The 26,638-nt window shown below is 68.5% G+C and carries 24 protein-coding genes and 2 pseudogenes; 19 read left to right on the forward strand and 7 right to left on the reverse strand.

Annotated elements, in window-relative coordinates; translation table 11 throughout:
• Positions 1 to 3: 3 nt before the first annotated feature.
• On the reverse strand, positions 4 to 360 hold the full coding sequence (gene tnpB, locus M2351_RS33280; RefSeq protein ID WP_264660268.1) for an IS66 family insertion sequence element accessory protein TnpB: 357 nt from the start codon (positions 358 to 360) through the stop codon (positions 4 to 6).
• Positions 357 to 752 (reverse strand): IS66-like element accessory protein TnpA, encoded by a 396-nt coding sequence (gene tnpA, locus M2351_RS33285; protein ID WP_264660269.1) that lies wholly within the window; start codon positions 750 to 752, stop codon positions 357 to 359. The genes tnpB and tnpA overlap by 4 nt, the downstream gene beginning before the upstream one ends.
• A 93-nt stretch (positions 753 to 845) precedes the next feature.
• On the opposite strand from tnpA, the gene M2351_RS33290 reads away from it, so the two are divergent.
• Positions 846 to 1,754, forward strand: coding sequence for an adenylate/guanylate cyclase domain-containing protein (locus M2351_RS33290; RefSeq protein ID WP_264660270.1), 909 nt, complete (start codon positions 846 to 848; stop codon positions 1,752 to 1,754).
• Between the two features lie 110 nt (positions 1,755 to 1,864).
• Here M2351_RS33290 and M2351_RS33295 read toward each other — a convergent pair.
• Positions 1,865 to 2,053, reverse strand: a pseudogene (locus tag M2351_RS33295) (IS5/IS1182 family transposase); the annotation flags it as partial.
• Positions 2,054 to 2,322: 269 nt separating this feature from the next.
• Here M2351_RS33295 and M2351_RS33300 point away from each other — a divergent pair.
• Positions 2,323 to 2,637 (forward strand): hypothetical protein, encoded by a 315-nt coding sequence (locus tag M2351_RS33300; RefSeq protein WP_264660271.1) that lies wholly within the window; start codon positions 2,323 to 2,325, stop codon positions 2,635 to 2,637.
• A 1-nt stretch (position 2,638) separates the two neighbouring features.
• Here the strand turns inward: M2351_RS33300 and M2351_RS33305 are convergent, their stop codons facing one another.
• A complete protein-coding gene (locus M2351_RS33305) occupies positions 2,639 to 3,604 on the reverse strand; it encodes an IS5 family transposase (protein WP_264660272.1) in 966 nt (321 codons plus the stop codon).
• A 214-nt stretch (positions 3,605 to 3,818) separates the two neighbouring features.
• Between M2351_RS33305 and M2351_RS45355 the strand changes: the two are divergent.
• Positions 3,819 to 4,919, forward strand: a pseudogene (locus tag M2351_RS45355) (recombinase family protein); the annotation flags it as partial.
• Between the two features lie 454 nt (positions 4,920 to 5,373).
• Positions 5,374 to 5,613 (forward strand): transposase, encoded by a 240-nt coding sequence (locus tag M2351_RS33315; RefSeq protein ID WP_264660274.1) that lies wholly within the window; start codon positions 5,374 to 5,376, stop codon positions 5,611 to 5,613.
• A gap of 29 nt (positions 5,614 to 5,642) precedes the next feature.
• On the opposite strand, the gene M2351_RS33320 is transcribed toward M2351_RS33315, so the two are convergent.
• Positions 5,643 to 6,386, reverse strand: a complete 744-nt coding sequence (locus M2351_RS33320; RefSeq protein ID WP_264660275.1) for a GntR family transcriptional regulator — start codon at positions 6,384 to 6,386, stop codon at positions 5,643 to 5,645.
• A 110-nt stretch (positions 6,387 to 6,496) separates the two neighbouring features.
• Between M2351_RS33320 and M2351_RS33325 the strand changes: the two genes are divergently transcribed.
• From M2351_RS33325 to M2351_RS33370, 10 genes are read left to right on the forward strand one after another with little or no spacing between them, the layout of a single operon-like run.
• Positions 6,497 to 7,312 carry an ABC transporter permease gene (locus M2351_RS33325; RefSeq protein ID WP_264660276.1) on the forward strand — a complete coding sequence of 272 codons (816 nt, stop codon included), beginning with the start codon at positions 6,497 to 6,499 and terminating at the stop codon, positions 7,310 to 7,312.
• Entirely contained in the window at positions 7,309 to 8,067 is a 759-nt protein-coding gene (locus M2351_RS33330; RefSeq protein ID WP_264660277.1) for an ABC transporter permease, read from the forward strand. The genes M2351_RS33325 and M2351_RS33330 overlap by 4 nt, the downstream gene beginning before the upstream one ends.
• A 53-nt stretch (positions 8,068 to 8,120) precedes the next feature.
• On the forward strand, positions 8,121 to 9,176 hold the full coding sequence (locus M2351_RS33335) for an ABC transporter substrate-binding protein (RefSeq protein ID WP_264660278.1): 1,056 nt from the start codon (positions 8,121 to 8,123) through the stop codon (positions 9,174 to 9,176).
• A gap of 1 nt (position 9,177) precedes the next feature.
• Positions 9,178 to 9,933 (forward strand): ABC transporter ATP-binding protein, encoded by a 756-nt coding sequence (locus M2351_RS33340; protein WP_264660279.1) that lies wholly within the window; start codon positions 9,178 to 9,180, stop codon positions 9,931 to 9,933.
• A 7-nt stretch (positions 9,934 to 9,940) separates the two neighbouring features.
• Positions 9,941 to 11,377 (forward strand): MmgE/PrpD family protein, encoded by a 1,437-nt coding sequence (locus tag M2351_RS33345; protein ID WP_264660280.1) that lies wholly within the window; start codon positions 9,941 to 9,943, stop codon positions 11,375 to 11,377.
• On the forward strand, positions 11,374 to 12,477 hold the full coding sequence (locus M2351_RS33350; protein WP_264660281.1) for an alanine racemase: 1,104 nt from the start codon (positions 11,374 to 11,376) through the stop codon (positions 12,475 to 12,477). Before M2351_RS33345 ends, M2351_RS33350 begins: the two co-directional genes overlap by 4 nt.
• Positions 12,478 to 12,509: 32 nt before the next feature.
• On the forward strand, positions 12,510 to 14,597 hold the full coding sequence (locus tag M2351_RS33355) for a hydantoinase/oxoprolinase family protein (protein WP_264660282.1): 2,088 nt from the start codon (positions 12,510 to 12,512) through the stop codon (positions 14,595 to 14,597).
• An 11-nt stretch (positions 14,598 to 14,608) separates the two neighbouring features.
• Entirely contained in the window at positions 14,609 to 16,276 is a 1,668-nt protein-coding gene (locus tag M2351_RS33360) for a hydantoinase B/oxoprolinase family protein (RefSeq protein ID WP_264660283.1), read from the forward strand.
• A gap of 30 nt (positions 16,277 to 16,306) precedes the next feature.
• Positions 16,307 to 17,620 carry an aldehyde dehydrogenase gene (locus M2351_RS33365; protein ID WP_264660284.1) on the forward strand — a complete coding sequence of 438 codons (1,314 nt, stop codon included), beginning with the start codon at positions 16,307 to 16,309 and terminating at the stop codon, positions 17,618 to 17,620.
• 10 nt (positions 17,621 to 17,630) lie between these two features.
• Positions 17,631 to 18,542: a dihydrodipicolinate synthase family protein gene (locus M2351_RS33370; RefSeq protein ID WP_264660285.1), complete on the forward strand. Its 912-nt coding sequence runs from the start codon at positions 17,631 to 17,633 to the stop codon at positions 18,540 to 18,542.
• A gap of 29 nt (positions 18,543 to 18,571) precedes the next feature.
• Here M2351_RS33370 and M2351_RS33375 read toward each other — a convergent pair whose 3' ends face one another.
• Together M2351_RS33375 and M2351_RS33380 are read right to left on the reverse strand one after the other, a co-directional pair.
• Positions 18,572 to 20,065, reverse strand: a complete 1,494-nt coding sequence (locus M2351_RS33375; protein WP_264660286.1) for an AMP-binding protein — start codon at positions 20,063 to 20,065, stop codon at positions 18,572 to 18,574.
• Positions 20,062 to 21,228, reverse strand: a complete 1,167-nt coding sequence (locus M2351_RS33380; protein WP_264660287.1) for an acyl-CoA dehydrogenase family protein — start codon at positions 21,226 to 21,228, stop codon at positions 20,062 to 20,064. The genes M2351_RS33375 and M2351_RS33380 overlap by 4 nt, the downstream gene beginning before the upstream one ends.
• Before the next feature lie 206 nt (positions 21,229 to 21,434).
• On the opposite strand from M2351_RS33380, the gene M2351_RS33385 reads away from it, so the two are divergent.
• From M2351_RS33385 to M2351_RS33405, 5 genes are all read left to right on the forward strand, one after another.
• Positions 21,435 to 22,283 (forward strand): phytanoyl-CoA dioxygenase family protein, encoded by an 849-nt coding sequence (locus tag M2351_RS33385; RefSeq protein WP_264660288.1) that lies wholly within the window; start codon positions 21,435 to 21,437, stop codon positions 22,281 to 22,283.
• Between the two features lie 5 nt (positions 22,284 to 22,288).
• Positions 22,289 to 23,410: an alcohol dehydrogenase catalytic domain-containing protein gene (locus M2351_RS33390; RefSeq protein WP_264660289.1), complete on the forward strand. Its 1,122-nt coding sequence runs from the start codon at positions 22,289 to 22,291 to the stop codon at positions 23,408 to 23,410.
• Positions 23,403 to 24,203 (forward strand): enoyl-CoA hydratase-related protein, encoded by an 801-nt coding sequence (locus M2351_RS33395; protein ID WP_264660290.1) that lies wholly within the window; start codon positions 23,403 to 23,405, stop codon positions 24,201 to 24,203. Before M2351_RS33390 ends, M2351_RS33395 begins: the two co-directional genes overlap by 8 nt.
• Before the next feature lie 240 nt (positions 24,204 to 24,443).
• Positions 24,444 to 25,736, forward strand: coding sequence for an ABC transporter substrate-binding protein (locus M2351_RS33400; protein WP_264660291.1), 1,293 nt, complete (start codon positions 24,444 to 24,446; stop codon positions 25,734 to 25,736).
• A gap of 132 nt (positions 25,737 to 25,868) precedes the next feature.
• On the forward strand, positions 25,869 to 26,588 hold the full coding sequence (locus tag M2351_RS33405; RefSeq protein WP_264660292.1) for a GntR family transcriptional regulator: 720 nt from the start codon (positions 25,869 to 25,871) through the stop codon (positions 26,586 to 26,588).
• Positions 26,589 to 26,638: the final 50 nt, after the last annotated feature.

Below are 26,638 nucleotides of genomic sequence, written 5' to 3' on the forward strand. Positions count from 1 at the left end.
GGCTTAGCACGCCTTGGTCGGGCGTGGCGGTGGCGGGCGTGCCGGCATCCGGTTCCACGGTAGCCCTTCCAACAGGGCGGCCAGCTGCGCCGCGGAAATGAGCACGCGCCCATCGGCGGGCGATGGCCAGGTGAAGCGCCCCGCCTCCAAGCGCTTGCTCACGAGTATCAGGCCGCTGCCGTCATAGAGGAGGAGTTTCACGCGATCGGCGCGTTTGGCGCGGAACACGTAGACATCGCCGGCGAACGGATCGGCGCGCAGGACCTCCTGGACCAGAGCGGCCAGCCCGTCCATGCCCTTGCGGAAATCCACCGGGCGCGCCGCGATGAAGACGCGCACACCAACTGGAACGCTGATCACGCCACGCTCCGCACGACCTCCAGGACCTGGCGCAGCGCCGCCGCATCAAACGGCTGGGCGACGCGCACGGTGATGGGGCCGATCAGAATGTCGATGGACGCCCTCGCGGGCTCGCTGTCTCCCGTGTCGGCAACGCCGACCGCCAGGAAGCCGTTCGGTTGAGACCGCTCGGCGTGTTGCTGCCATTCGCGCCGCCAGGCATAGAGCTGATTGCGGTGCAGGCCGTAGCGCAAGGCGATCTCCGCCACGACGGCGCCGGGCTGCTGACTCTCCGCGACGATCTGCGCCTTCTGCGCCAGCGACCAGGAGCGGCGCCGTCGCTCCCCCGTCAGCACTTCGATGCGGCGGAAACTGTGCCCGTTAATGGGCAAATCAATTGGCACATCAGGCATCCCGGCCTCCTCTTCACGAGGCCATCAGCCTGCAAGATTGACCGCCAGCACGCGAGGTGGGGAACTGACGACGCTTACGGTGAAATTGACGCGATGTCCCGGTCGCTCGTGTGCATGAAAGCGGCGTTGCGCTCCTTCATGCGCTATGTTCCGGTCGACGTGGTCCGGTCGGTCCTGCTCAGCGGCCGCCCCGCCGAACTCGGCGGCGAGGTACGCGTGCTGACCGTGCTGATCTCGGATGTTGTCGGCTTCACCGCGATCGCCGAGACCATGCCGCCGGGAGCGCTCGTGCGACGGCTAAGTGCTTACTTCGAAGTGCTGGAGCAAGCCATCAATGGTGAGACGGGCTTGGTGGACAAGTTCATGGGGGACGGCATGCTGGCGTTCTTCAACGCGCAAGGCAGTGACGCTAATCACGCGGCAAGCGCCTGTACAGCAGCCCTGGCCGTGCAGCATTCTCTTGAGGCGTTCAATGCAAATGGCGATAGCCCGCCCTTTCACACGCGTATTGGTCTAGCTGCCGGAGAGGTCATCGTCGGCAACATTGGCACCTCGCAACGGCTTTCGTACACCGCCATCGGTGACGCAGTAAACTTGGCCTGCCGTCTTGAAATGCTCAACAAGGCTTATGGCACACGGATTTTAGCGTCCGAAGACGTGCATCGCGCAGCACAGGACGACTTCGAATGGCGCCATCTTGACCGCGTCACGGTGCCCGGACGGTCCAGGCCTCTGGAGCTGTACGAGTTGCTGGGGCACAAAGGGGAGGTGGATGCGGAAACGCTTGCGGTTCGTGATCTGCACGAGGTTGCATTGCGAGCATTCGTCGCCGGTTCCTTCGATGAAGCAGAGCGTGGTTTCGTTGGTGTCCTCGCCAAAGCACCCAATGATCAGCCCGCTCGCCTCCTTCTCGATTTTACCACCGCGATGCGACTGGAGCTTGTTGCAAAGAGGCAAGCGGAGGCATGGCGGGGCGTGCATCCGTATTCTTCGAAAATGTAAGAAGCTGTTCGTGACGAGCTCGTGCTGACCGGTGCCGGGCGGAATGCTGCTTTGAGCGGCGTTGTTGCGTAAATCCCGTCTCGGGCGGGCCGCGCCCTGTGGCCCCGACTTCAGAAATTTTTCGATAATGGCATGCCGAAGCTGGTCATGCGGTTGATGACGGTGCAGGCGGTGCGGCTTCCGACCATCTGCGCGGACAGGGTTCGGGCCCGGAACCTGCGTCCGATCAAAGTTTTGCATCAGTAGAAGGCGGCTTCGCCGAGCGCGCATTTTCCATAGCCGGTGGCGTTCTGCCAGCCCGCATGCGGTAGCCCACACAGACCAAGCACGAAAGGCAGCCGATTGAGCCGAGTGCTGCCGCATCCCGCGGGAACGGTGCTCAACCGTGAGCTGGCGTCCTTCCTGTGCACCGTGCGTGCTCGCCGGATGGAGTGGTCCGCAGGAATCCGGGATGAGGCGCCATTCCCCCATCGCCCCATTCCCCTGGCGCGTAAGGCCGTATTCCGTTCCGCGAGCGAACGCGCGCTGCCATAGCGGGAAGTCCCCTCGGTCACGGTGGGCCACCGCCATGATGCCGTCCAGGCTGCCCCTCCGTTCGGTCGTGCGTGCCGCCGCGACGTGGGCGGCCCGGAACGCCGTCCTCTGGTCGGCCCTGGTCAGGTTGCAGAACACGAGCCGCCGCGGCGATCCTTGGCTGCGGGTCCATCCCTTCGACGCCGACCACGGCACGCGGACGAGCGGCTACATCCCGGCTTGGCTCCTCAGGGCCGGCCGACCGGGCGACGCCGGCATCACCGCCTACGCCGGTTGCCAGCCGAGCTGCCTGCGGGCCGTGCTGTGGTGCACGGAGTTTATGAGAGCAGAGGGGAGCCTTGGTTTCTAGATCATCCGGCGGCGCGGGCGGACTCCAGGCGTCCGAGGTCGAGCATGCGGTTAAGAACGTTGACGGCAATCCTGGTTTCGACCTCTTGTGCCGGTCGGCTATGGGAACGCAAGGTGTCGCCAATGATGCGCTTATACCGGCTCATCGTTCCCTCCGCCCCGGCCCTTGCATTGTAGCTGGAAATTCGCTGCCAGCCCATCCGGCCCAGTTCGGCAATGACCTGAATATGGCGGTCGCGCTGAGTCGGGTCGGTTTCGGCCGAGGCGCTGAGAACGGCCGTCGAGCGTGGCGGCACGACAACCGCAGCCTCCAGGGAGTGTTCGGCCACGCCATCGTAAACGCGATCCTGGTCATAGGCGCCGTCGGCAATGATGGCGGCGAGCGGACCGTCGATCTGGCCGAGCAAGCGGCCGAGTTCAGCAGCATCGTCGACTTCCTTGCTGGTCAGGGTCGAGGCGACGATCGTGCCGGTGGCGGCATCGACACCCAGGTGCAACTTCCTCCAGGCCCGGCGGCGCTGGGTGCCATGCTTCTCGACCAGCCATTCACCCGGCCCGCTGAGCTTTACGCCGGTACTGTCGACCAGCAGGCGCACCGGTCCGCTTGCCGCCTGAGGCGCCACCGTCAGCGTCCTGGATCGTCGGCTCAAGGTAGAATGATCCGGCACCGGCAGATCCAGCCCCATCAGCGCGAGCAAGGAGCCGACCAACCCCTCGGTCTGGCGCAGCGGCTGGTGAAATACTGTCCTCATGATCAGTGCTGTCTCGATCGCGAGATCCGAGGAGCGCGCTTGGCCGCCCGGCGTTGTCCGCGGCGGCGCCTGCCAAGCTGCGACCGCCTCATCACTGAACCAAATCGTCAACGAGCCCCGCTGGTGCAGGCCAGCCTCGTAGGCCGACCAGTTCATCACCTTATAGCGGGTCCTCGGAATCCGGTGGCGGCGGTCGGCATTGTGTTTGTGCGGCATGGTCAGACGGGCGATCAGAAAGGGGCAGGTTTCCTATCGAACCGCGTCCGCAGGGGCAACAACGGCATCCCTGCACCAACGCACCCGCAGTGCCTGGTCGCCGCGTACAGCCGGGTCGTTCCGGTGCCCCGCCGGACGATTGCCCAGATGACCGTCGCAACGGGGCCTCCCCCTTCCTTGCCGGTCAGCCGGCTCGGTTCCAGCGGAGGTGAGCATGCCTGATCACCGTGTCGCGCTTTACGCGCGGGTATCGACCGAACAGCAGGCCCGCGATAACACCATCGCCAGCCAAGTGGCGGCGTTGCGCGAGCGGATCGCCGCGGACGGTGGCCAACTGGAGCCTGACGACGCCTATGTGGACGAGGGCTACAGCGGCTCGGTCCTGCTGCGACCCGGGCTGGAGCGTCTGCGCGATGCGGTCGCCACCGGGGCGGTCGAGCGCGTCTACGTGCTGGCGCCGGACCGGTTGGCCCGCCGTTACGCGCATCAAGTGCTCCTGATCGAAGAGTTCCGCCGCGCCGGAGCGGAGGTCACCTTTCTCACCCACCCGCTCGGCGGCACCGCCGAAGACGACTTGCTGCTGCAGGTCCAGGGCGTCATCGCGGAGTACGAACGGGCGAAGATCCTGGAACGTGGCCGCCGCGGGCGCCGCCATGCGGCCCGCTGTGGCCTGCTCAGCGCCTTCACCACTGCCCCCTTCGGTTACCGTTACGTTCCCAAGGGGGTGGGCGGCGGCGTGGCGCGGTTCGAGGTGGATTCGGAAGAGGCTCGGTTCGTGCGCCTGATCTTTGCCTGGGTAGGGCTGGAGCGCGTCAGCCTGCGCGAGGTTTGCCGCCGCCTGAAACAGGCCGGGTGTCAGACACGCCGCGGGGGTGCGCTGTGGTACGCCTCGACGATCCACGGCATGCTGCGCAACACCACTTACATCGGAAAGGCGATCTATGGCCATGCCCGCTACGTGACGGCGCCCCCCAAGTTGTTGCGCCCGTTGCGTGGTCATCCGCTGCCATGCAAACGGCCCAGTGCGCGGGTGGTTGTGCCGCGCGACGAGTGGATCGAGGTGCCCGTGCCGGCGCTGGTCGATCCAGCGGTGTTCGATGCGGTGCAGGAGCAACTGGACGAAAATCGTCGGCGCAAGCGGGAGAGCCTCAAAGGACCACGGTGGTTGCTGCAAGGCCTGATCGTCTGCCGGCGCTGCGGCTACGCCTACTACGGCAAGGCGGCGCCGCGCTCGGACTGGAAGAAGTCCAAGGACGAGCTTTGCTATTACCGCTGCATCGGCACCGATGGCGGCCGATTCGACGGGCACGCGGTGTGCGACAATCCACCGATCCGCGGCGACTTCCTGGAAGGCGCGGTCTGGGAGCGAGTGCGCGCCGTACTGGAGGATCCCGGCCGCGTCGCGGACGAGTACCGTCGGCGGCTCAGCGCCCCCTCCACCAAGTCCTCCGAAGCCGGCGACATCGCCTTGCTCGACCGCCAAGCCGCCAGCCTGCGCCGCGGGATCGGCCGCTTGATCGACGGCTACGCCGAAGGGCTGTTCGACCGCGCCGAGTTTGAGCCCCGCGTCGCTGGATTGCGCAGCCGCCTCGCCCAAGTCGAGGAACGTCAACGGCTCGCCGCCGAGGCGGTCGAAGCCGCACGCGAATTGACCGTGATCATCGGCCGGCTGGACGAGTTCGCGACGAGGGTTCGCCAGGGGCTGGATAGCATCGACTGGGAGGGCAAGCGCGACATCATCCGAACCCTGGTTCGCCGGATCGAGATCGATGGCGACCACATTGAGGTCGTTTTCCGCGTGCCGCCGCCCCCAACGCCCCAGGGCCACGACCAAACTTGGCAACATTGTCCGGTGGAGAGCGGAAAGGACATTCGCGTGGCTTGGCAGACATCGCCGTTTGTCAAAAGATTACGAGCGCCTTCCAGAGTCGGAGGAGGCATTCATTTACATGGCGATGAGCCACATTCTGGTGAAGCGACTCGCGCGTCCGCCTTTGCATTTGCGCTGAAGCTTCTCAGCCTTCTACTCAACGGCCTCTTACTCGGTCTCCGATTGCTGCACGACGTAGTCGATGTGGAAATCGTCGCGGTAGAAGGATTCGCCGGTGACCAGCGGGCGGCGGTCGATGCTGTAGAGCACGTAGTCGCGGATGATCAGGGCCGATCCCGCCTCGATGTCCAGCGTCCGGGCGATGTCGTCGCCCGCCACGCCGGCGCGGATGCGCCCCTCGACCCGCCACACGCGCAGGCCGAAGGCTTCGTCCAGGATTTGGTGGATGGACTGCGTGCGCAGCATCTCCAGCGTGATCCGGCGGCCGAGTTCCTCCGGGAGGATGCGGTGTTCCAGGCTGATCCGCTTGCCGTCCACGATGCGCAGGCGGTCGAGCGCGTAGACGCGGCCGTCCGGATCGAGGTGCAGCTTGTGCGCCTCGTCTCCCGTCGCGGCGCGGTGGTCGAAGCCCCGCAGTTCGTAATCGATCCGCGCGCCGAGCGACGTCACCTGCTCCTCGAAGGAGCGGACGCGCGTCAGGTCGATGGGCGCGCTGATGGAGCGCGGGGCGACGAAGGTGCCGCTGCCCGACCGGCGCACGATGATCCCCGCATAGACCAGTTCCTGGAGCGCCCGCGCCACCGTCGCCCGCGTGGTGCCGAACCGTTCCGCCAGCGCCGGTTCGGACGGCACGCGGTCGCCTTCCTTCAGCCGCCCCGACGAGATCTCGTCGCGGATGAAGCGCTGGACGCGCGCGTAGATCGGCGTGAAGTCGGTCGGCGGCACCGTCATCTTTTTGTCTCCGGAAGCTGCATAGGCAGCTAGACAGCTAGGCAACTATGTGTGTACTGTAGGTTATCGAGAACGACGGTGCAATTCCCAAACCGGAAGGCCGACGGACTGTGACCGCTGATGCGAACAGCACCCCCATCCTGAAGGAGCCGCGGCCGCCCTGGCTGGCTGGCCATCGCTCCTTCGGCTTCCTCTACACCGCGTCGATCGTCGTCGGTCTGCTCGTCTGGCAGGTGATCGCCCAGGGCTATTCCAGCTTCGTGCTGGCGCCTCCGACGGGCGTCGCCGTCCGGCTGTGGGAGATGGTGGCGAGCGGCGAGCTGCCGATCGCGGTGGCCGGGGCGTTGCGGCACATGGTGCTGGGCTACGCGATCGCCTGTGTGATCGCCATACCGGTCGGGCTGCTGATGGGGCGTTTGCGCTTCGTCCACGATCTGCTCGACCCCGTCGTCAACCTCGTCTACGCGGTGCCCAGCGTCGCCTGGGTGCCCTTCATCATGATCTGGTTCGGCCTCTATTTCGAGGCCCGCGTCGCGCTGGTCGTGATCATGTGCGTGTTCGACATGATCATCGTCGTCAGCACCGGCGCGCGCAACGCCGACCAGAAGCTGCTCAACGTCGGGCGGTCCTTCGGGGCCGGCGCCTGGCAGCGCACGCGGCTGATCCTGCTGCCGGAATGTCTGCCCTTCCTGTTCACCGCGCTGCGCCTCGGCGTCGTCCGGGCGGTCAACGCGATGATCACGGCGGAGCTGTTCCTGGCCGCCGCCAACCTGGGGTCGATCATGAAGCAGGCGGCGGTCCGCCTGGACAGCGCGGCCGTGCTCGGCGTCCTCGCCGTCCTCTGCCTGCTCGGCCTCGCCTTGCAGGAAATTCTGCTGCTGGTCGAGAAACGGGTCTGCGTCTGGCGGCCGAAGGGGGCGTCATGAGGTTCGGATCGCGCATCGTCAACCTGCTGGGCATCCTGCTTGTCCTGGCGCTGTGGCAGGCGGCCGGCGCGCAGCTCGGCGACGCCCTGCTCGCCACCCCCGTCCAGGTCGCCCGCGCGCTGGTCGAGACCGTGCAGACCGGGGCCTTCTGGGCGGCGCTCTGGCAGATGCTGTGGAAGATGATGCTGGGCTACGCGCTGGCCCTCGTCATCGGCATTCCGCTCGGCGTCGCCATGGGCCGCGTGCCGGTGGTGAACGCCATCGTGAAGCCCTGGGCGTCGATGTTCATCGTCATCTCCGCGGCGGCGATCGTCCCCCTGTTCATCATCCTGATGGGGCGCGGCCTGGTCTTCAGCACGGCCATCGTCTTCGTCGTGACGGTCTGGTACGTGGTCGTGACGATGACGGAGGCGGCGCGGTCGGTGTCGCCGAAGCTGCTGAACGTGGCGCGCTCCTTCGCGGCGAATGACTTCCAGCGCTTCCGCTACGTCATCCTGCCCTCGCTCCACCCCTTCATCATGATCGCGGCGCGGGTCGGCTTGGTCCATGCGTTGCGGGCGATGATCACGGCGGAGATGTTCATCAGCGCCGGCTTCGGCGGGCTGCTGAACGACGCGGGGCTCGACCTGTCCACCGCACCGCTCTTCGCGCTGATCGTGGCGCTGATGATCATCAGCGTGTCGATGACCAGCGCGCTGCGCTGGATCGCCCACCGCAGCGCCCCCTGGTACGCCAGCCGCACCGGCGACCGCTGACGCCGTTCCCAAGCCCCCCTTCATTCCACCGCAACCGATAAGGGCCGAGAGTCATGTTCGATGATGTCAATCGCCGCACCGTCCTGCGCGCCGGTCTCGGCGGGTTGAGCGTCCTGGCGCTCGGCCCGCTGGCGGGGTCCATGCAGGGCGCCTTCGCCCAGACCGGCCGGGTGCTGAAGATCAACACGCTGGCCTCGGCGGCGGCGGTCAACGTGCCGATGCAGGCGGCCCTGCGCTCCGGCGTGGGGATGATGGCCGGCTTCGCCGCGCCGGAGGTACGGCCGACCAAGAAAATCCCGCAGATCGCCCAGGAGGTGATCGCCGGGGCCGCCGACCTCGGCGACGCCGACGTCGCCTCCACCCTGGCGGCGGCCGAAGCCGGCGCGGACCTGAGAATCATCGGCCTGTCCTACAGCAACACCTCGCAGGTCATCGTCGCCAACACCGACAAGGTCAAGAGCCTGGAGGAGATCGCCGCCAAGGGCGGCACCATCGCCGTCAACAGCATCGGCGACTTCATGTACGTGATGCTGGCGGGCGCGCTGCTGAAGCGCAACATCGACCCGAAGAAGGTGAACTTCATCGAGATGGGCAGCTCCGGCGACCGGGCCCGCGCGCTGGTCGCCGGGCGCGTGGACGCCGTGCCGATGCACATCGAGCAGGCGCTGGAGCTGGCCCAGATGGGCAGCTACGAGATGCTGGTCCGGCCCTGGGAGGAATACGACAACTGGTTCAGCGCCATCGTCATGACCACCGGCGCGTGGCTGAAGGCGGACGAGAACAAGCGGGCCGCCGTCGCGGTGCTGAAGTCGGTCCTGACCTCCTTCCGCAACACCAACAAGGACTACGGCTGGTTCAAGACGCAGGTCGGCCAGTACGCCTCTTCCAAGGAGTTGAAGGCGGCCGACGACAGCATGCTGAAGCCGGTGTGGGAGACGCTGACCACCCGCATCAAGGCCTTCCCCAACAACATGGAAACGCTGACCCCGGACGAGTTCGCCAAGGTCATCCCGGCCTACAAGGCGGTCGGCGCGCTGAAGGGGACGGTCGACCTGACCAAGGTCATCGACCGCACCTACCTGGAACAGGCCGTAAAAGAGCTTGCCTGATATGGCCCATCTCTCCGTTTCCCACGTCTCCAAGTCCTTCGGCGGCGTCCAGGTGCTGGTCGACCAGTGCCTCGATGTCCGGGAGGGCGAGTTCGTCGCCCTGCTGGGGCCGTCGGGCTGCGGGAAGTCGACGCTGCTCCAGATCATCAACGGCCTCGTCCCGGCGGACGGCGGCAAGATCGTGCTGGGCGGCAAGGACATCACTGGCAAAACCGGCACCGGCCGCGGCATGGTCTTCCAGGGGGCTGACCTGTTCCCCTGGCGCACCGCGCTGGAAAACATCGCCTTCGGCCTGGAGGTCGTCGGCGTCGGCAAGGCCGAACGGCTGGAGCGGGCGCGCCATTACCTGAACCTCGTCGGGCTCCGCGGGTTCGAGGACTCCTGGCCGCACCAGCTCTCCGGCGGCATGCAGCAGCGGGTCGGCATCGCGCGGGCCTTCTGCATCCAGCCGACCCTGCTGATGATGGACGAGCCCTTCGGCGCGCTCGACGTGCAGACGCGCGACGTCCTCCAGGACGAGCTGGTGCGCATCTGGGAGGCGGAGCCGAAGACCGTGCTGTTCGTCACGCACGGCATCGAGGAGGCGCTGTACCTCGCCGACCGCATCCTGGTCTACAGCAAGCGGCCGGCCCGCGTCCTGCGCGAGATCACCGTGCCCTTCGCCCGGCCCCGGCGCGAGGACATCAAGCTCGACCCGCAATTCCTGGAGCTGCGGCGGGACATCTCCGACCTGCTGCGCCACGATCTCTACGCCTGAGGCGACCATGACCAACGACACGGCGAGCAATGACTGGAGAGGGGCCGCGATCGGCGAGGCGATTGCTTCGGCCCTTGCGGGGCTGACCTACGACCGGCTGCCGCCCGACGTGGTGCGGACCGTCAAGCTCTTCACCCTCGACACCCTGGGCGTTATCGCCGGGGCGGCCAAGGCGCCGGGCATGGCGGAGCTGCTGTCCGCCCTGACCGCCTGGGAAGGGGAGGGGACGGCGACGCTCCTCCTCGACGGGCGCCGGGCGAACCCGGCGACGGCGGCGCTCGCCAACGGGGCCGCGGCCCACAGCCTGGACTTCGACGACCAGCACGACCCCGCCCGCGTCCACGTCTTCTGCGTCGTGCTGCCGGCCGTGCTGGCCGCGGTGGAGGCGGAAGCGGGCGCGGGGCGCCGTCCCACGGGGCGGGAGATGATCACCGCCGTGGCGGTGGGGGTGGAGCTGTTCTGCCGCCTGGGCCTGGCCTGCTACAACTCGCTGGGCAAGGGCTGGCACCCGACCACGGCGCTGGGGACCATCGCGGCGGCGGCGGCGGCGTCTAAGGTTTTTGGGCTCGACGCCGGGAAGACGCTGCACGCCATGGGCTTGGCCTTCGTTCAGCTCAGCGGCACGACGCAGTTCATCGCCGACGGGGCGCTGGCCAAGCGCGTCGGGCCGGGTTTCGCGGCGCGCTCCGGCGTGCTGGCCGCCCATCTGGCGCGGCACGGGCTGACCGGGCCGCACCGCTTCCTGGAGGGCGACGCCGGCCTGTTCAAGCTCTACGAGCGCGGCGAGGTGAAGCCGGAGATTCTGACCGAGGGCCTGGGCCGCAGCTGGCGCGTTCGCGACCTCAGCATGAAGCCCTATCCCTGCTGCCGCTGCGTCCACACGACTATCCAGCTGGCGCTTGACGCGCGGGCGCAGGGCATCGCGGGCACGGACATCCAGCGCGCGACCATCGAGTTGGGCGAGGTGAACCGCAAGATCGTCGGCGCCCGCTTCGACGGGGCGCACCCCAACCCGGTGGTCCACGCGCAGTTCAACGCCGCCTATGGCTTCGCGGCTGCGCTGACGGACGGGAAGGTCGACATCGCGACCTACACGCCCGCCCGCATCCGCTCCGGCGACCTGGCCTTCGCGTCGCGCCTGGAGACCATCGCCGCCACCGACATAGAACCGACCGCGATCGCGCCGGCCCGCGTCCGGCTGGAGCTGACCGACGGACGCGCGGTCATGCTGGAGCGCTGGGCCATGAAGGGTGCCCCGGACGACCCGATGACCAACGAGGAGGTGTTCGCCAAGTTCCGCGCCTGCGTGGACTGGGGCCTCGATGCCGACCCGGAGGCGGTGGATGCGCTGCTGCATTCCGTGATGCAACTCGATGAGGTCGCCGACGCCGGCGAGGTGGTGCGCCGCTTCCTCTCCTGCCGGGCCGGAGCCCCCGTCGCATGACGACGTCAATAGCCCTGGTCGGTGAACCGGTTTCGGCGCTCGACACGCCGGCGCTGGTCGTCGACCTCGACATCATGGAGCGCAACCTGGCCTGGATCGCCGGGACCTGCGCGGAGCATGGCGTGGGCTGGCGGCCCCACTGCAAAAGCCACAAGTCCCCCGACATCGCCCGCCGGCAAATGGCTGCCGGCGCCATCGGCATCACCTGCGCCAAGCTGTCCGAAGCGGAGATGCTGGTGGACGCCGGCATCACCGACATCCTCGTCGCCAACCAGATCGTCGGGCCGATCAAGATCGCGCGACTGATGGGGCTGCGTCGGCGGGCCGACGTCATAGTCGCGGTGGACGGGCCGGACAACGTCCGTGCCCTGGCCGAGGCCGCGGCGGCCGAGGGGCTGAGCCTGCGCGTTCTGATCGAGGTGGACACCGGGACGCAGCGCGCCGGTGTCCTGCCGGGCGCGCCGGTGCTCGCCTTGGCGCGGGTGGTCGCGGGCCATCCGTCCCTGCGCCTTGCCGGCGTCATGACCTGGGAGGGGCACACCACCCGCATCCCCGACCCCGAAGAAAAGCGCCGCGCCATCGGGGAGGCGGTCGGGGCGCTGGTCGCCAGCGCGGATCTCTGCCGCGCCAACGGCATCCCGATCGGGATCGTCAGCTGCGGCGGGACGGGCACCTTCGAGACGACAACGCGCATCAAGGGCGTCACGGAAATCCAGGCCGGCGGCGGCATCTTCGGCGACGTGCGATATCGCACCCTCTACAACGTGCCGGTTGAGTACGGCCTGACGGTCCATTCCATCGTGACCAGCCGCCCCACCGACCGGCGCGTGATCACCGACGCCGGCAAGAAGGCCATGAGCACGGACGCCGGCCTGCCGGTCCCGCTCGACCTGCCGGACATCGACAGCGTTGGCTTTTCCGCCGAGCACGCCAAGATCGAACTGCGGCAGCCCAGCGCCACGCCCGCCGTCGGCGACCGCATCCGCTTCGTCGTCGGCTACGCCGACACGACCATCCACCTCCACCAGGAGATCGTCGCGACGCGCGGCGGCCGGATCGAACAGGTCTGGCTCATCCCGCCGGACGCGCGGCTGCGCTGAGGCGCGGCGCTCCAACGAACCTCGGGGTCACCATGACACGGACATCCTACCGGCTTGGCGTCGACATCGGCGGCACGTTCACCGACGTCGTGCTGATGCGAAGCGACGGCCGGATCTTCAGCAAGAAGGTTCTCTCGACCCCGCAGGACTACAGCCAGGGGATCGAGACCGGCATTTCGGCCCTGCTGGCCGAGCTGAACGTCGATGCCGGCGACATCGCCGAGTTCGTCCACGCCACGACCGTCGCCACCAACACGATCATCGAGCGCAAGGGCTCGACGGTCGGGCTGGTCACGACCAAGGGCTTCCGCGACGTGCTGGAGATCGGGCGCTTCCGCACGCCGCGTCTCTACGACATCCACTACAAGAAGCCGGCCCCGCTGGTGGAGCGGCGGCTGCGGTTGGAGGTGATTGAGCGTGTCGGCTCCGACGGCGGCGTGCTCGTCCCGCTCGACGCGGCGGAGCTGGCCCGCGTGGCCGACCAGTTCGAGGCCGAGGGGGTGGAGGCCATCGCCGTCACCTTCATCAACTCTTACGCCAACGCGGTCCACGAGCGCCAAGCGGCCTCCTATTTGCGGGAGCGCTTCCCCGGCATCCCAGTGACGGCGTCGGTCGACCTGCTGCCGCAGCTCGGCGAGTATGAGCGCACCAGCACGACGGTGGTGAACTCCTACATCCGGCCGGTGGTGGAGCGCTACGTCTCGTCGCTGAAGACCCGGCTCGACCGGCTGGGCATCAAGGCTCCCTTGATGATCATGCAGTCGAGCGGCGGCGTCTCCCCCGGCGAGGTGGTGGCCCGCCAGCCCATCGACATCATCGAAAGCGGGCCGGCGGCCGGCGTGCTGGGCGGCCAGCGTCTCGGTACCAAGGTCGGCGTCGCCGACATGATCGTCTTCGACATGGGCGGCACCACCGCCAAGGCGACAGTGATCGAGGACCACGCCTTCGCCCTGTGCCCGGAAACGGAGGTCGGCGGCGGTGCCGCGCTCGGCACCCGCATGATCAAGGGCGCCGGCTACCCGGTCCAGGTGCCGACCATCGACATCGCCGAGGTCGGGGCTGGCGGCGGCTCCATCGCGGCGAGCGACGCGGCCGGCGGCCTGTTGGTCGGCCCGCGCAGCGCAGGCGCCGAGCCCGGCCCGGTCGCCTACGCCCGCGGCGGCACCGACCCGACGGTGACCGACGCCAACCTGATCCTCGGCTACCTCAACCCCAGCGCGCTGGTCAGCGGCGAGCTGAGCCTGGACATCGAGGGCGCGCGGGCGGCGCTGGCGTCGCTGGGCGAGCGGATCGGGCTGTCGACGACCGACACGGCCCACGGCATCCACGCCATCGCCGACGCCACCATGCTGCGCGCGCTGCGCGGCGTGTCGTCGGAGAAGGGGCGCGACCCGTCGCAATACACCATGGTGGCGATCGGCGGGAACGGGCCGGTGCACGCCTGCTCGCTGGCCGAGGCCGCGGGCATGACGCGCATCCTGATCCCGCCGGTCGCCGGCCTGTTCAGCGCGCTCGGCATGCTGTTCGCGGATGTGGAGCACCAGCTGGTGACCGCCTTCTACCGGCGCGTGGACGGGGTGGACCGGGCGACGCTGGACGCGGCGGTCGGCCCGATGACGGCGCGCGGCCTCGACATGCTGCGGGCGGAGGGCTACCACGACCCGGCGCAGCAGCGCACGGCGCTCTACGCTGATTTGCGCTACATGGGCCAGACCTCGCCCCTGACCCTTCCGGTCCCAGACGGGGAGGGCGCGATGCAGGCCCTCCAGCAGGCCTTCCACGTGGAGCACCGCAACGTCTTCGGCTACGCGTCGGAGAAGGAGCCGATCCAATTCGTCGCCCTGAAGCTGGTGTGCCGTGGCGTGGCGGAGACCCCGCGCATGCCCGACCGCATTGAGCGCGGGGCGGAGAAGACGGCGACGCGCCACACGCGCAAGGCCTTCTTCGGCGAGGCCGGCTGGGTGGAAACGCCGGTGGTGCCGCGCTCCGCCCTGGGTGCGGAGCCGATGGCCGGCCCCGTCATCGTCGAGGAATACGACACCACCATCGTCGTGCTGCCGGGCTGGGAAGCCGCCGTCGACGGCTGGAACAACGTCGTGCTGGCCCGCAAGGCTGGTTGAGGAGGATAGACATGATCACCATCGATCCGGTCCGGCGCGAGCTTCTGAAGAACGCCCTGGTGACGACGGCCGACAACGCGCTCGTCATGGTCACGCGCACGGCGCGCACGTCCAACGTCAAGAACAGCATGGACTTCTCCGCGGCGGTCTGCGACGGCCGTGGGCGGCTGGTCGCGCAGGGGCTGGCGGTGCCGGTCCATCTCGGCGTCGTCATGCCGGCGCTGGAGGCCTGCCTGGAGCATTTCGGCGACGACATCCAGGACGGCGACGTGCTGGCCAGCAACGATCCCTATTCCGGCTGCAGCCACCTGAACGACATCTTCACCTTCAAGCCGGTCTATGTGGACGGCAAGCGCGTCGCCATCGTCAGCCTGATCCTGCACCACTCCGACCTCGGCGGGCGCGTGCCCGGCGGCAACGCCGCCGACAGCATGGAGATTTTCGAGGAAGGGCTGCGCATCCCGCCCGTGAAGATCGTCGAGAAGGGTGAAGTCAACAGCACCTTGATGCGCATCATCGAGTTCAACACCCGCGTGCCGGAACGGGTGATGGGCGACGTGCACGCCCAGCTCGCCGCCCTCGACCAAGCTGCGGCGGAGGTCGCCAAGCTGGCCCGCGCGTGGCAGCCGGCGGTGCTGGAGGCCTATCTCGACGACCTCATCGACTACGCGGAGACGCTGACCCGCGCCGACCTGGAGGCGCTGCCCGACGGCACGGTCGAGTTCGAGGAGTGGAACGACGACGACGGCGTCGGCAACGGGCCGATCCGCATCCACCTGAAGCTGACCAAGGCGGGCAGCACCATCGAGGCGGACTTCAGCGCCACCGACGATGACAAGGGCGGTGCCGTCCACTGCAACCGCGCCTTCACGGTGTCCTGCACCTATGCGGCGATCCGCACCGTGCTCGGCGCCGCCATCCCGAACAACGCCGGGCTCTACCGCCCGATCACCGTGAAGACGCGGCCCGGCACCTTCGTGGATGTTCGCTACCCAGCGGCCGTGGGGTCGCGCGGGCAGGTGGGCTTCCGCCTGCGCTCCATCGTTCTGGGGGCGCTGGCGCTGCTGCTGCCCGGGCGCTTGCCGGCCTGCGCCGGCGGGTCGGAGTTCGCCATCGCCGCGTCCGGCCAGGACGAGGCCGGGCGGCGTTTCCTGCATCTGGAGTTCCACAACAACACCGGCCTCGGCGGCGGCCCGGACTCCGACGGGCAGGACGCAGGGCCCTACTGCATCGGCAACCTCGCCAACGTTCCGGTCGAGCTGATCGAGGCGGAACATCCCATCCGCATCGAGGAGTACGGCTTCCTGCCGGACACCGGCGGTCCCGGCCGCTACCGCGGCGCGCTCGGTCTCGTGCGCCAGTACCGCCTGCTGGTCGACGACGTGCAGGTCCAGGTGCGCTCCGACCGGTTCAAGTCGCAGCCCTGGGGCCTGTTCGGCGGTGGTGGCGGTGCCGGGGCCATGTCGATCCTCAACCCCGGTGGTGCCGGCGAGGAGATGCTGCCGTCCAAGTTCACGCGCCGCTTCCGCAAGGGCGACGTGCTGCGCTTCGAGATGGCCGGGGCCGGCGGCTACGGCGATCCGGCGGCGCGGGACCGTACGGCCATTGATGAGGACCGGCGGCAGGGGAAGGTCACGGACGCCCACATCCAGGCGTGCTACCCGGACCACGGGGCGTAGCGACGCGCACCGTCATGCCGAAGGCGTTTGATGGAAGCCATCAAACGCCTTCGGTATCACAGACCGAGGCGGTCCATAATCCGTCCATGCTGGACCACGGACCAGACGGCGAGTGGCCAGACCGACCTAATCGCCGCCAACACGGAGGAACTCGCCCTCCTAGAGACGCTCGACATGGGCAAGCCGATCCGGGACAGCCTCGCGGTCGACCTGCCGCTGTCGGCGCAGTGCATCGACTGGTACGCCGAGGCGATCGACAAGCTCTACGACGAGATCGCGCCGACCGCCTCCACCGCGGTGTCGCTGATCCGCCGCGAACCGTTGGGCGTCGTCGCCGCGGTCGTGCCGTGGAACTTCCCGCTGCTCATGGCGGCTTGGAAGCTCGGCCCGATCCTGGCCGCCGGCAATTCGGTGATCCTGAAGCCGGCCGAACAGTCTCCGCTCACCGCCATCAAGCTCGGCGAACTGGCCGTGCGGGCGGGCATCCCGGATGGGGTGTTCAACGTGCTGCCCGGCTTCGGCGAGACCGCCGGACGCGCGCTTGGCCTGCACATGGACGTCGACGCGGTCGCCTTCACCGGCTCCACCGAGGTCGGGAAATACTTCCTCCAGTATTCCGGCCAGTCGAACATGAAGCGGGTCGGCCTGGAATGCGGCGGCAAGAGCCCGAACATCATCCTGGCCGACGCGCCGGACCTCGACGCCGCGGCGACGGCCGCCGCCTGGGGCATCTTCTACAACCAGGGCGAGGTCTGCAACGCCGGCTCCCGCCTGATCGTGGAGCGCAGCGTCAAGGACGAGGTCGTCGAGAAGGTCGTCGCGGTCGGCGGCGCCATCAAAGTCGGCGATCCGCTCGACCCGGCGACCGGGATGGGCGCCATGGTCGACGGCCGGCAGACCGAGCGCGTCCTGGAGTACATCGCGAAGGGCAAGGCGGAGGGCGCCACGCTCCGGCTCGGCGGCGGCCGCATCGCGTCGGAGGGCTGCTTCATCGAGGCGACCCTGTTCGATGACGTGACCAGCGGCATGACCATCGCCCGCGAGGAGATTTTCGGCCCTGTCCTGGCGACCATCGCCGCGGCCGACGTCGACGAGGCGATCCGCATCGGCAACGACACCAGCTACGGCCTCGCCGCGGCGGTGTGGACCCGCGACATCAACACGGCCTTCAAGGCCTCCTCGGCGCTGCGGGCCGGCGTCGTCTGGGTGAACTGCTTCGACCACGGCGACATCTCCTCGCCGTTCGGCGGCTTCAAGCAGTCCGGCTTCGGGCGGGACAAGTCGCTGCACGCCTTGGAGAAGCACACCGAGCTGAAGGCGACCTGGATCCATCTCGGCAAGTGAGGGGGCGACCGTGCCAGACCTGATGTTCAGCGGACTCATCCCGGCCTTCCCGACGCCGCTGCGCGCCGACGGCACGCTCGACGAGGCCGGGCTGGAGCGGATCGTCGCCTACCAGATCGACCGCGGTGCCTCGGGCCTTGTACCGCTCGGCGGCACGGGGGAGGCGACCTCCTTCGACCTCGCGACCAGCCGGCGGATCATGGAGGTCACCGTTTCCGTCGCCGGCGGGCGCGTGCCGGTGGTCGGCGGCGTGCTTGCCCCCGGCTTCGGCGGCGCGGTGGAGATCGGGCGGATGTGCCGTCAGGCCAGCGCCGATGGCCTGATGGTCATCCCGCCCTTCTACGTGCGAACCGATCAGGAGGGCATATTGCGCTATTTCCGCGCGCTCGCCCCCGAACTCGGGCTGCCGATCCTCTATTACGACAACCCGTTCCGCAGCCACATCGTCACCGCGCCGAAGACGATCGCGCGGATGGCGGACGAGCGCTTGATCGTCGGCATGAAGGCGTCGAACACCGATCTCTATCACCTCGATCGCCTGTCGAAGCTGGTCGACGATGCTTTCTGCCTGCTGAGCGGCCAGGACACACTGTTCGTCCAGCAGGTCATCCTTGGCGCCAAGGGGGGCGTGCTGACCTCGGCGGCGCTGCTGCCCGGGCATTGGGCGAAGGTTCAGGCGCTTGCCGAAAGCGGCCGCGTGGCGGAGGCGTTGGCGGCCCAGGCCCAGCTCAAACCCCTGATGGACGCGCTGTTCGCCGAACAATTTCCGGAAGCGGTCCGGCGGGCCTTCGCCATGATCGGCCTGCCGATCGGACGGTCGCTTCCCCCCGTCGGCAGCCTCTCCGAGGTCGCTGAGGCAAAGCTCGTCGCCGCGGTCGAAGCGCTGATCACCGCCGGCACGCTGGCGCGCGTCGGCTCTTAAACCGAAAGCCGCACGTTCGATACACCACGCTACCCCGCGCGTGGCGGCCGAAGGTCGATGGTGGTCGGCAGCCGGTCCAGCAGCAGGTGGCGTTGGACTTTCTGCGTCGCGGTCTTGGGAATGTCGGGGCGCGTTTCCACGAAGCGGGGAAGCATGAAGTCCGGAACGCGACCCTCAAGGACGCTCAGGACGCCGCGGGGGTCGAAATCCGCCCGGCAGACGATCACCGCCTTGATCTCCTCGCCCATGATGTCGTCCGGGACGCCGACCACCGCGCAGTCCTGGATGGCCGGGTGCTTCAGCAGGGCAAGCTCGATCTCCGCCGGGGCGATCATCTCGCCGCCGCGGCGGATCAGTTCCTTCATCCGTCCGTCGAAGTGCAGGAAGCCGTCGTCGTCGAACTGGCCGCGGTCGCCGGTGTGCAGCCACAGATTCCGGGTCGCCGCGACCGTCGCCTCCGGCTTCTTCCAATAGCCGTCGAACATCAGGCCGGGACGGCCGGGGCGCACGACGATCTCGCCCTTGCGGCCGGGCGGCAGCGGGTTGTCGTCGGCATCCACCACCCGCACCTCGGTGTCGGGGCGCGGTGCGCCGACGGATCCAAAGCGCGAGGCGGCGGCCGTGTTCATGGTCACCCAGCCGCCGGTTTCCGTCATGCCGTAGAGTTCACGGACGGCGATGCCCAGCAGGGCCTCGATCTCCCGCCAGACGGCCGGCGGCGCTCCACCGCCGACCGCCCAACGCAGCGGATGGTCGCGGTCGGGCTCCGCAAGGCGCTTCGTCAGGATGCTCAGCACCGTGCCGACGTAGGTGAAGCCGGTCGCGCCGTAGCGGCGCGCGTCGTCCAGCAGGCGCGAGGCCGAAAAGCGCGGCAACAGGGCCAGCGCGGCCCCCGCGTGCAGGCAGGACATCACCCCGTACATCTGCGGATTGGCGTGGAACAGCGGCAGGAACACCAGGATGCGATCGGCCTCGCTGAGATCCAGGGCCGCCGCCATGTGCGCGCCGGCCAACTCGTAGCAGGTGTTCGGGATCACGGCCCCCTTGGGCAGTCCGGTCGTGCCGGACGTGTAGAGGATGGCGTTCGCCGTCGCGCCGGCCAGGGCTAGTCGCTGCCGCACCGGACGCTCCGTCCCGGCATCGGCTTCGAAGCTTTCGTCCATCACGATCAGGGGCGGCCCGCGGTCGGGAAGGCCGGCCACAAAGGCGTCCTCCGTAATCAGTAGGGAGGCTTCGCTCTGCTCCAGCAGGTAGCGCAGGCCGTCGCCGACCATCGCCGTGTTGATCGGCACCGTGATGGCGCCCAACTCCGACAGGGCGAACCAGGCGACCAGGAAGCCGGGCCGGTTGCCGACCAGCATCGCCACCGTCTGTCCGGCCTGGATGCCGTGCCCAGCAAGACGCTCCACGGCGGCGTCCACCAGCGCGGCCATGGCGCCGTAGGTGATGGTCTGCTCGCCGAACAGCAGGAAGGGGCGGTCTGGCGCAAGGGCGGCCCGGGCGTAGAGGGCGTCGGCGATCACGGGCGGTTCTCCCCTGCTTCCGCTCTGGTCTCGGCCGCGTGCTGCTGCAAGCGCTTGGCGATCGTGTTCTTGAGGATCTCCGACGAGCCGCCGGCGATTTCGTAAGCCTTGGCGTCGCGCAGGTAGCGGCCGAAGCGCGCCGACTCCATGACGCCGTAGGCGCCGCAGATCTGAACGGCGCGGGCAGCGGTGTCGGTCGCGACCCGGCTGGCCAGCAGCTTGGCCTCGCTGCCGAAACGGGCGATGTCGGTGTGGCTGTCCAGCGCGCGGGCGGCGGCGTAGGTCAGCAGGCGCGCCGCGTCGATCTCCGCCAGCATGTCGGCGAAGTACCATTGAATTCCCTGGAAATCCAGGATCCGCCGGTCGAAGGCGGTGCGGCCGGCGGCGAAGGCCAGCGCGCCGTCGAACGCGGCGCGGGCGATGCCGAGGCTGATGGCGGCGGCCATGGTGCGCGAATAGTCGAGCGTCGTGACCGCTTGGCGCACGCCCTTGCCCTCGACCCCGATCAGGTGGTCCAGGGGCAGCGCGACACGGTCCAGCACCAGATCCACGTGCGGGCCGTTGCGCAGTCCGAAGGTCGCGGCGTTCGGTCCCCCCTCGGTCGACACACCCTCCATCCCCTGGCGCACGAAGAAGGATGACACCCCGACCGGCGTTTCCGCCAGGATCACATAGGCCTCCGCCGCGGAGCCGGAGGTGATGAAGGACTTGCGCCCCGTCAGCACCCAGCGGTCGCCCTCCAGCACCGCCTTCGTGTCCAGGCTGCGGATGTCGCTGCCGTGGTTGGCTTCGGTCAGGGCGTAGGAGGTGATCAGCCCCCGGCCGAACTCCGGCAGGACGTCACGCTTGAGGCTGTCCGCCCCGAAAATCCGGATGATCGTCTGCGCCTGGAGAATGGTGATCAGGCTGATTCCGACGGCGGCGCTGGCGTAGGAGGCTTCCTCGAACAGGGCGGCGCAGTGGGCGAACCCCAGTCCCCGGCCGCCATGCTCCAACGGCAGGGTCAGGCTGGTGTAGCCGTCGCGCGCCAACGCCTTGATCGCCGCGACGGGGTAGACGTCGTCGCGGTCGATGGCGTCGGCCTGCGGCTCCACATGCTCCGCAACGGCGCGCCGCAGCGGGTCCAGAAAGTCAGGGTCAACCAGATCGGTCCACAAAGCCATCGTTCCGCTTCCTCCCTTCAGAGCCGTCCGCGCCCACAGCAAAGGGCCCCTGCCGGCCGCCTCTGCCGACCATCGACGGATCCTGAACGTTTGTTCGTTTGTCCGATGATTGGCGATTCCCATTGCCAACGTCCGCATACAGCAATACGGTACCGATATATCGGCTGTGCATCAACAATATCCTGAACCGTTGCGAGGAGGACGCCATGAGACTGACCGACGCCCAGATGGCCGAGTATGAGGACCGCGGGTTCCTGGTGTTCCCCGGCCTCGTGTCGCGCGACGAGGTCGAGATCCTGCGCCAGGACCTTCAGCGTGTGATGGGGATCGAGAACGAGGCCGTGATCCGGGAAAAGACCGGCACCGTGCGCACCGTGTTCCGCGTCCATGACGAGGCCAGTCCGACCGCCTCGCCCCCGTTCCAGGCGCTGTCGACGCTGCCGCGCGTGCTGGACCCGGCCCGCCAGGTGCTGGGGGACGAGGCGGTCTACGTCTACCACACCAAATGCAACCTGAAGGACGCGATCGACGGCGCCATATGGCAGTGGCACCAGGACTACGGCTATTGGAAGACCGACGGCGTGGCGCGGTCGGACATGACCACGTCGCTGCTGATGCTGGACGAGGCGACGGAGATCGGCGGCTGCCTCTACTTCATCCCCAGCAGCCACAAGCTCGGACGGCTCGACCCGGAGATGGACGAGACGACCACCTCCTACAAGCTGTGGACCGTGCCGAAGCCGCAGGTCATCGCGATGATGGAGCGGTTCGGCGATCCGGTCGCTATCACCGGCAAGCCGGGCACCGTGGTGCTGTTCCACCCGAACCTCGTCCACGGGTCGGGCCACAACATGTCGCGCTATTCGCGCTGGCACATCTACACCGTCTACAATCAGGTCTCCAACCGGCCGCAGGGCGTCGAGAAGCCGCGCCCGGAATGGGTGGTGGCCCGGCGCTGCGAGCCGTTGGCGACCGGCGACGACGACGGCATCCGGCAAACCGCCACCCAAACCGCCACCCAAACCGCTGCCGACAGCGCCCGCGCGGCGGAGTAGGCCCGATGGCGGGAGCCCCCTTTCGGGCGGCGGTGCTGCGCGAGGTCGGCGCGCCGCTGTCCATCGAACGCCTGACCCTGGCGCCGCTGGAACCGGACGACGTGCTGATCCGCATGCACGCTGCCGGCCTCTGTCACACCGACCGGGAGGCGATGACGGGCGCCTTCGGCGTCCCGGTGCCGGTGGTGCTCGGCCACGAGGGCGCCGGCGTGGTCGAGGCGGTCGGGTCGGCGGTGCAGCGGGTCAAGCCGGGGCAGCATGTCGTCTGCACCATCTACGCGGCCTGCGGCCAGTGCTACTACTGCCGCCACGACCAGCCGATGCTGTGCGAGATGGTGGTGCCCAACCACCGGACGGCGTCCCTGTCGGCCGGGCGCAAGCGGCTTCGCGATGGGAACGGGGCGGAGGTCGGGCATTTCCTCAGCGTCTCCTCCTTCGCGGAATACGCGGTGGTGCCGGAGGCCGCGGCCATCCCCGTTCCGTCCGAGATGCCGTTCGACCGGGCCTGCCTGCTCGGCTGCAGCGTCATCACCGGCGTCGGCGCGGCGTTGCGGGTGGCACGGGTCGGCCTGGGCGACAGCGTCGTGGTGGTTGGCTGCGGACCGGTCGGGCTGAACGTGGTGCAGGGCGCCCGCTTGGCCGGGGCCGGCGCGATCATCGCTGTGGACCGCCGCGCCGACAAGCTGGAACGCGCCCGCGCCTTCGGCGCCACCCACACCCTGCTGTCGGAGCCGGGGGAGAGCGTCGCGGATCAGGTGCGCGCCATCACCGGCGGCCGAGGCGCCGACCATGCCTTCGAAGCGGCGGGAGTCGTCGGTTCGCTCCAGGAAGCGGTGGACGGATCCCGGCCGGGCGGCAGCGTGACCATCCTCGGCAAGACCGATCCGAACCGGCTCGTGGAGCTGCGCTTTGGGTCGATCACCGGGGAACGGCGCATCCTGCGCTCCAGCCTCGGTGGAGCGAAGGCGGCCGACGATTTTCCGGCCTACGCGCGGGCCTATCTGGATGGCCGCCTGTGCCTGGACGAACTGATCGACCGCCGGCTGCCGCTGGACGCCATCAACGACGCCTTCGAGGACGTGGAGCGCGGCGACGTGATCCGCGCCGTGGTGGTGCTGCATGAGTGAGGGAACGGGCGACGCGGGGACCGTTCGGCTGGAACGCCAGGGCGCGGTCGCCGTGCTGACCATCGACGCGCCGAAAACCCGCAACGCGGTGACCGACCCGCCGGTCCTCGGGCCTCTGGTCGCCGCCTTGGACGAGGTCGGGAGCGACCGCGGCGTGCATGCGCTGGTGATCACCGGGGCTGGCGCGGCCTTCAGCGCCGGGGGCAACATCCACGACATCCGCAACCGGCGGGGCATGTTCGGCGGCCCGGCGGACCAGGTGCGCAACGCTTACCGCAACGGGGTGCAACGCATCCCGCGCGCCATGGCCAACCTGGAAATCCCGGTGATCGCGGCGATCAACGGCCCGGCCTTTGGTGCTGGCTGCGACCTCGCCTTCATGTGCGACCTGCGCATCGCCGGGGAGTCCGCGCGCATCGCCTCGAACTTCGTCAAGCTCGGGCTGATCTCCGGCGACGGCGGGCTGTGGTTCCTGTCGCGCGCTGTCGGATCGGCTGTTGCCGCGGAGCTGGCCTTCACGGGCCGGGCGGTCACCGGGGCCGAGGCGGCAGCGCTGGGGCTGGTGTCCCGCGTCGTTCCTGATGGTGACCTGATGCCGGTCGCCCTGGCGCTCGCGCAGGAGATCGCGGCAAACCCGCCGGAGGCGGTGCGCATGACCAAGCGGATGCTGCAGCAGGCTGGGCGCGTCGACCTGCCCACCATGCTGGACATGGCGGCCGCCCTCCAGGGCATCTGCCACGCCGGCGAGGAATCGCGGCTTGCCATCGCAGCGGCGACGAAGCCGGCGTCCTGAGGGCCGGCGCTTAAAGCGGATTGTGATCCGCTTTGGACCGCGACCGCGGTCCCGGCCCCGCGTGCGGCCGAAGCCCGGCCTCTCGCGGGAACTGCGTTCCCGCTGGCGGCAGGCGGATGCCACGGGCATCCGCTGAGAGCCGGCAAATGAGGCCATATGAATCTAAAGCGAACAAAAATTCGCTTTAGAAAAGCGAAAACGCTGGAACGAACACACGAACGAATAAGGGAGGAACGATCCATGACGAGACGCTTCACGCGGGCGATCCTGGCGGCCACCACGGTCCTGGCGCTCCATGCCTTCCCCTGGCCGGCGGCGCCCGCGGCGGCCCAGCAACCCGCCGGAAGTCAGCCGGCTTCCTCCCCATCATCGGCGTCGAAGGGACCGATCCGCATTGGCGTGCTGACCGACCTGTCCGGCTCGCTCGCCGACCTGTCGGGCAGTGGCAGCGTCGAGGCGGTGAAGATGGCCGTGGAGGATTTCGGCTCCTCCGTGCTCGGCCGCCCCGTCGAGGTGCTCTCGGCCGACCACCAGAACAAGGCCGACGTCGGCTCGCAGATCGCTGCCGACTGGTACGACAACAAGAACGTCGAGGTCATCATCGACCTGCCCAACTCGGCGGTGATGCTGGCGATCCAGGAGATCACCCGGCGCAAGAACAAGATCGTCTTCGGCACCGCCGGCGGGTCGTCGGACTTCACCGGCAAGGCCTGCTCGCCCAACGGCATCCACTGGGTGTACGACACCTACGCCCTGGCGGCCGGCACCGGGCGGACCATGGTGAAGCAGGGCGGCGACAAATGGTACTTCATCACGCTGGACTATTCCTTCGGCCTGTCGCTGGAGCGCGACACCTCCGCCTTCGTCACCGGCGCCGGGGGTAAGGTCCTGGGCTCCTCCCGCCACCCGCTGAACAGCAGCGATTTCTCGTCCTATCTGTTGCAGGCGCAGTCGAGCGGGGCAAACGTCATCGGGCTGGCCAACGCGGGCGGCGACCTGATCAACACCGTCAAGCAGGCGGCGGAGTTCGGCATCACCAACCAGGGGCAGAAGCTGGCGGGCCTGCTGATGTTCCTGTCGGACATCCACGCGCTCGGGCTGGAGACGGCGCACGGGCTGGTCTTGACCGAGGCCTTCTACTGGGACCAGAACGACGGGACGCGGGCCTTCTCCAAGCGGTTCTTCGAGCGGACCGGGCGGATGCCGACCATGGTGCAGGCTGGCGACTATGGGGCGATCACCCACTACCTGAACGCGGTCAAGACCGCGGGCACCGCCGACACGGCGACGGTGCTGAAGACGATGCACGACACGCCGATCAACGACTTCATGACGAAGAACGGGCGCATCCGCGAGGATGGCCGGGTTCTGCGCGACATGTACCTGTTCGAGGTGAAAAGCCCGTCCGAGTCCAAGGGCCCCTGGGACTACTACAAGCAGCTGGGCGTGATCGCGGCGGCCGACGCCGCCCGGCCCCTGTCGGAGAGCGAATGCCCGCTGGTCCAGGGCAACGCCAAGCTTGCGAAGCCCTGAACGCACCATTCGGCGTGATGCACCCGCCGAATCTTGCGTCCCAGGCGCGAGCACGCTAAAGCCAGGGTCTGGGGCGCGTCTCGCGTCGGGCGAGGCCGGACAGCGGCCGGGGACAAGGACGGGGGCGGTGCCGTGACGGATCCGGGCAATCAGAACGGAGCGGGCCAGATCGAAGCGGGGCAGAGCGATGCTGGCTCGATGGCCGACCAGGCCTACGCCCGCATCGAGGAGCTGATCGTGTCCGGCACCCTGCCGCCGCGCGGGTTCGTCTCCGAAAAGCAGCTCAGCGCGCAGACCGGCATCGGCCGCACCCCGGTCCGCGAGGCGCTGAAGCGGCTGGAGCTGGACGGCATGGTCACCATCGTGCCGTCGCGCGGAATCATGGTGACGGAGGTGGACGTCAAGCTCCAGCTCTACGTGCTGGATGTCCGGCGCGAGCTGGAACGGCTGATCGCCCGCCGCGCCGCCCGCTACGCCCTGCCGGCGGAGCGGGAGCGTTGCCGGACCATCGCGGAGGCGATGCTGGACGCGGCCCGGTCGGGGGACGGGATGCGCTTCATGCATCTCGACCAAGAGGTCAACCAGCTTCTCGACCAATGCGCCCGCAACCCGGTGGCCACCCAGACCATCCGTCCGTTGCGGTCGCTGTCGCGGCGCTTCTGGTTCCAGAACTACCACGTGCATTCCGGCAGCCTGGAGGACGGCGCACGCACCCACGCCGACCTGATGCTGGCCGTGCACAGCGGGGATGTGGAGGCGGCGGCGGCCGCCTCTGACCGCCTCATGGCCTACGTTGAGGCCTACGCCCGCGAAACCTTGCGTTATCCGTTCGGAGACCAGGCGGCGCAGTGAAGCGTCTGCGCTGGATATCCCAAGAAAAGGGCTGGGCGCTTTCTTAAGGC

The organism is Azospirillum canadense (genome assembly GCF_025961225.1).
Taxonomy (GTDB): Bacteria; Pseudomonadota; Alphaproteobacteria; order Azospirillales; family Azospirillaceae; genus Azospirillum; species Azospirillum canadense.

Coding starts and splice junctions, on each gene's coding strand:
- M2351_RS33315 (WP_264660274.1), top strand. CDS start 5,374: ATGGCGACCACATTGAGGTCGTTTTCCGCGTGCCGCCGCCCCCAACGC.
- M2351_RS33320 (WP_264660275.1), bottom strand. CDS start 6,386: ATGACGGTGCCGCCGACCGACTTCACGCCGATCTACGCGCGCGTCCAG.
- M2351_RS33335 (WP_264660278.1), top strand. CDS start 8,121: ATGTTCGATGATGTCAATCGCCGCACCGTCCTGCGCGCCGGTCTCGGC.
- M2351_RS33400 (WP_264660291.1), top strand. CDS start 24,444: ATGACGAGACGCTTCACGCGGGCGATCCTGGCGGCCACCACGGTCCTG.
- M2351_RS33365 (WP_264660284.1), top strand. CDS start 16,307: ATGGAAGCCATCAAACGCCTTCGGTATCACAGACCGAGGCGGTCCATA.
- M2351_RS33340 (WP_264660279.1), top strand. CDS start 9,178: ATGGCCCATCTCTCCGTTTCCCACGTCTCCAAGTCCTTCGGCGGCGTC.
- M2351_RS33290 (WP_264660270.1), top strand. CDS start 846: ATGTCCCGGTCGCTCGTGTGCATGAAAGCGGCGTTGCGCTCCTTCATG.
- M2351_RS33390 (WP_264660289.1), top strand. CDS start 22,289: ATGGCGGGAGCCCCCTTTCGGGCGGCGGTGCTGCGCGAGGTCGGCGCG.
- M2351_RS33345 (WP_264660280.1), top strand. CDS start 9,941: ATGACCAACGACACGGCGAGCAATGACTGGAGAGGGGCCGCGATCGGC.
- M2351_RS33395 (WP_264660290.1), top strand. CDS start 23,403: ATGAGTGAGGGAACGGGCGACGCGGGGACCGTTCGGCTGGAACGCCAG.
- M2351_RS33380 (WP_264660287.1), bottom strand. CDS start 21,228: ATGGCTTTGTGGACCGATCTGGTTGACCCTGACTTTCTGGACCCGCTG.
- tnpA (WP_264660269.1), bottom strand. CDS start 752: ATGCCTGATGTGCCAATTGATTTGCCCATTAACGGGCACAGTTTCCGC.
- M2351_RS33300 (WP_264660271.1), top strand. CDS start 2,323: ATGATGCCGTCCAGGCTGCCCCTCCGTTCGGTCGTGCGTGCCGCCGCG.
- M2351_RS33355 (WP_264660282.1), top strand. CDS start 12,510: ATGACACGGACATCCTACCGGCTTGGCGTCGACATCGGCGGCACGTTC.
- M2351_RS33330 (WP_264660277.1), top strand. CDS start 7,309: ATGAGGTTCGGATCGCGCATCGTCAACCTGCTGGGCATCCTGCTTGTC.
- M2351_RS33385 (WP_264660288.1), top strand. CDS start 21,435: ATGAGACTGACCGACGCCCAGATGGCCGAGTATGAGGACCGCGGGTTC.
- M2351_RS33305 (WP_264660272.1), bottom strand. CDS start 3,604: ATGCCGCACAAACACAATGCCGACCGCCGCCACCGGATTCCGAGGACC.
- M2351_RS33350 (WP_264660281.1), top strand. CDS start 11,374: ATGACGACGTCAATAGCCCTGGTCGGTGAACCGGTTTCGGCGCTCGAC.
- M2351_RS33360 (WP_264660283.1), top strand. CDS start 14,609: ATGATCACCATCGATCCGGTCCGGCGCGAGCTTCTGAAGAACGCCCTG.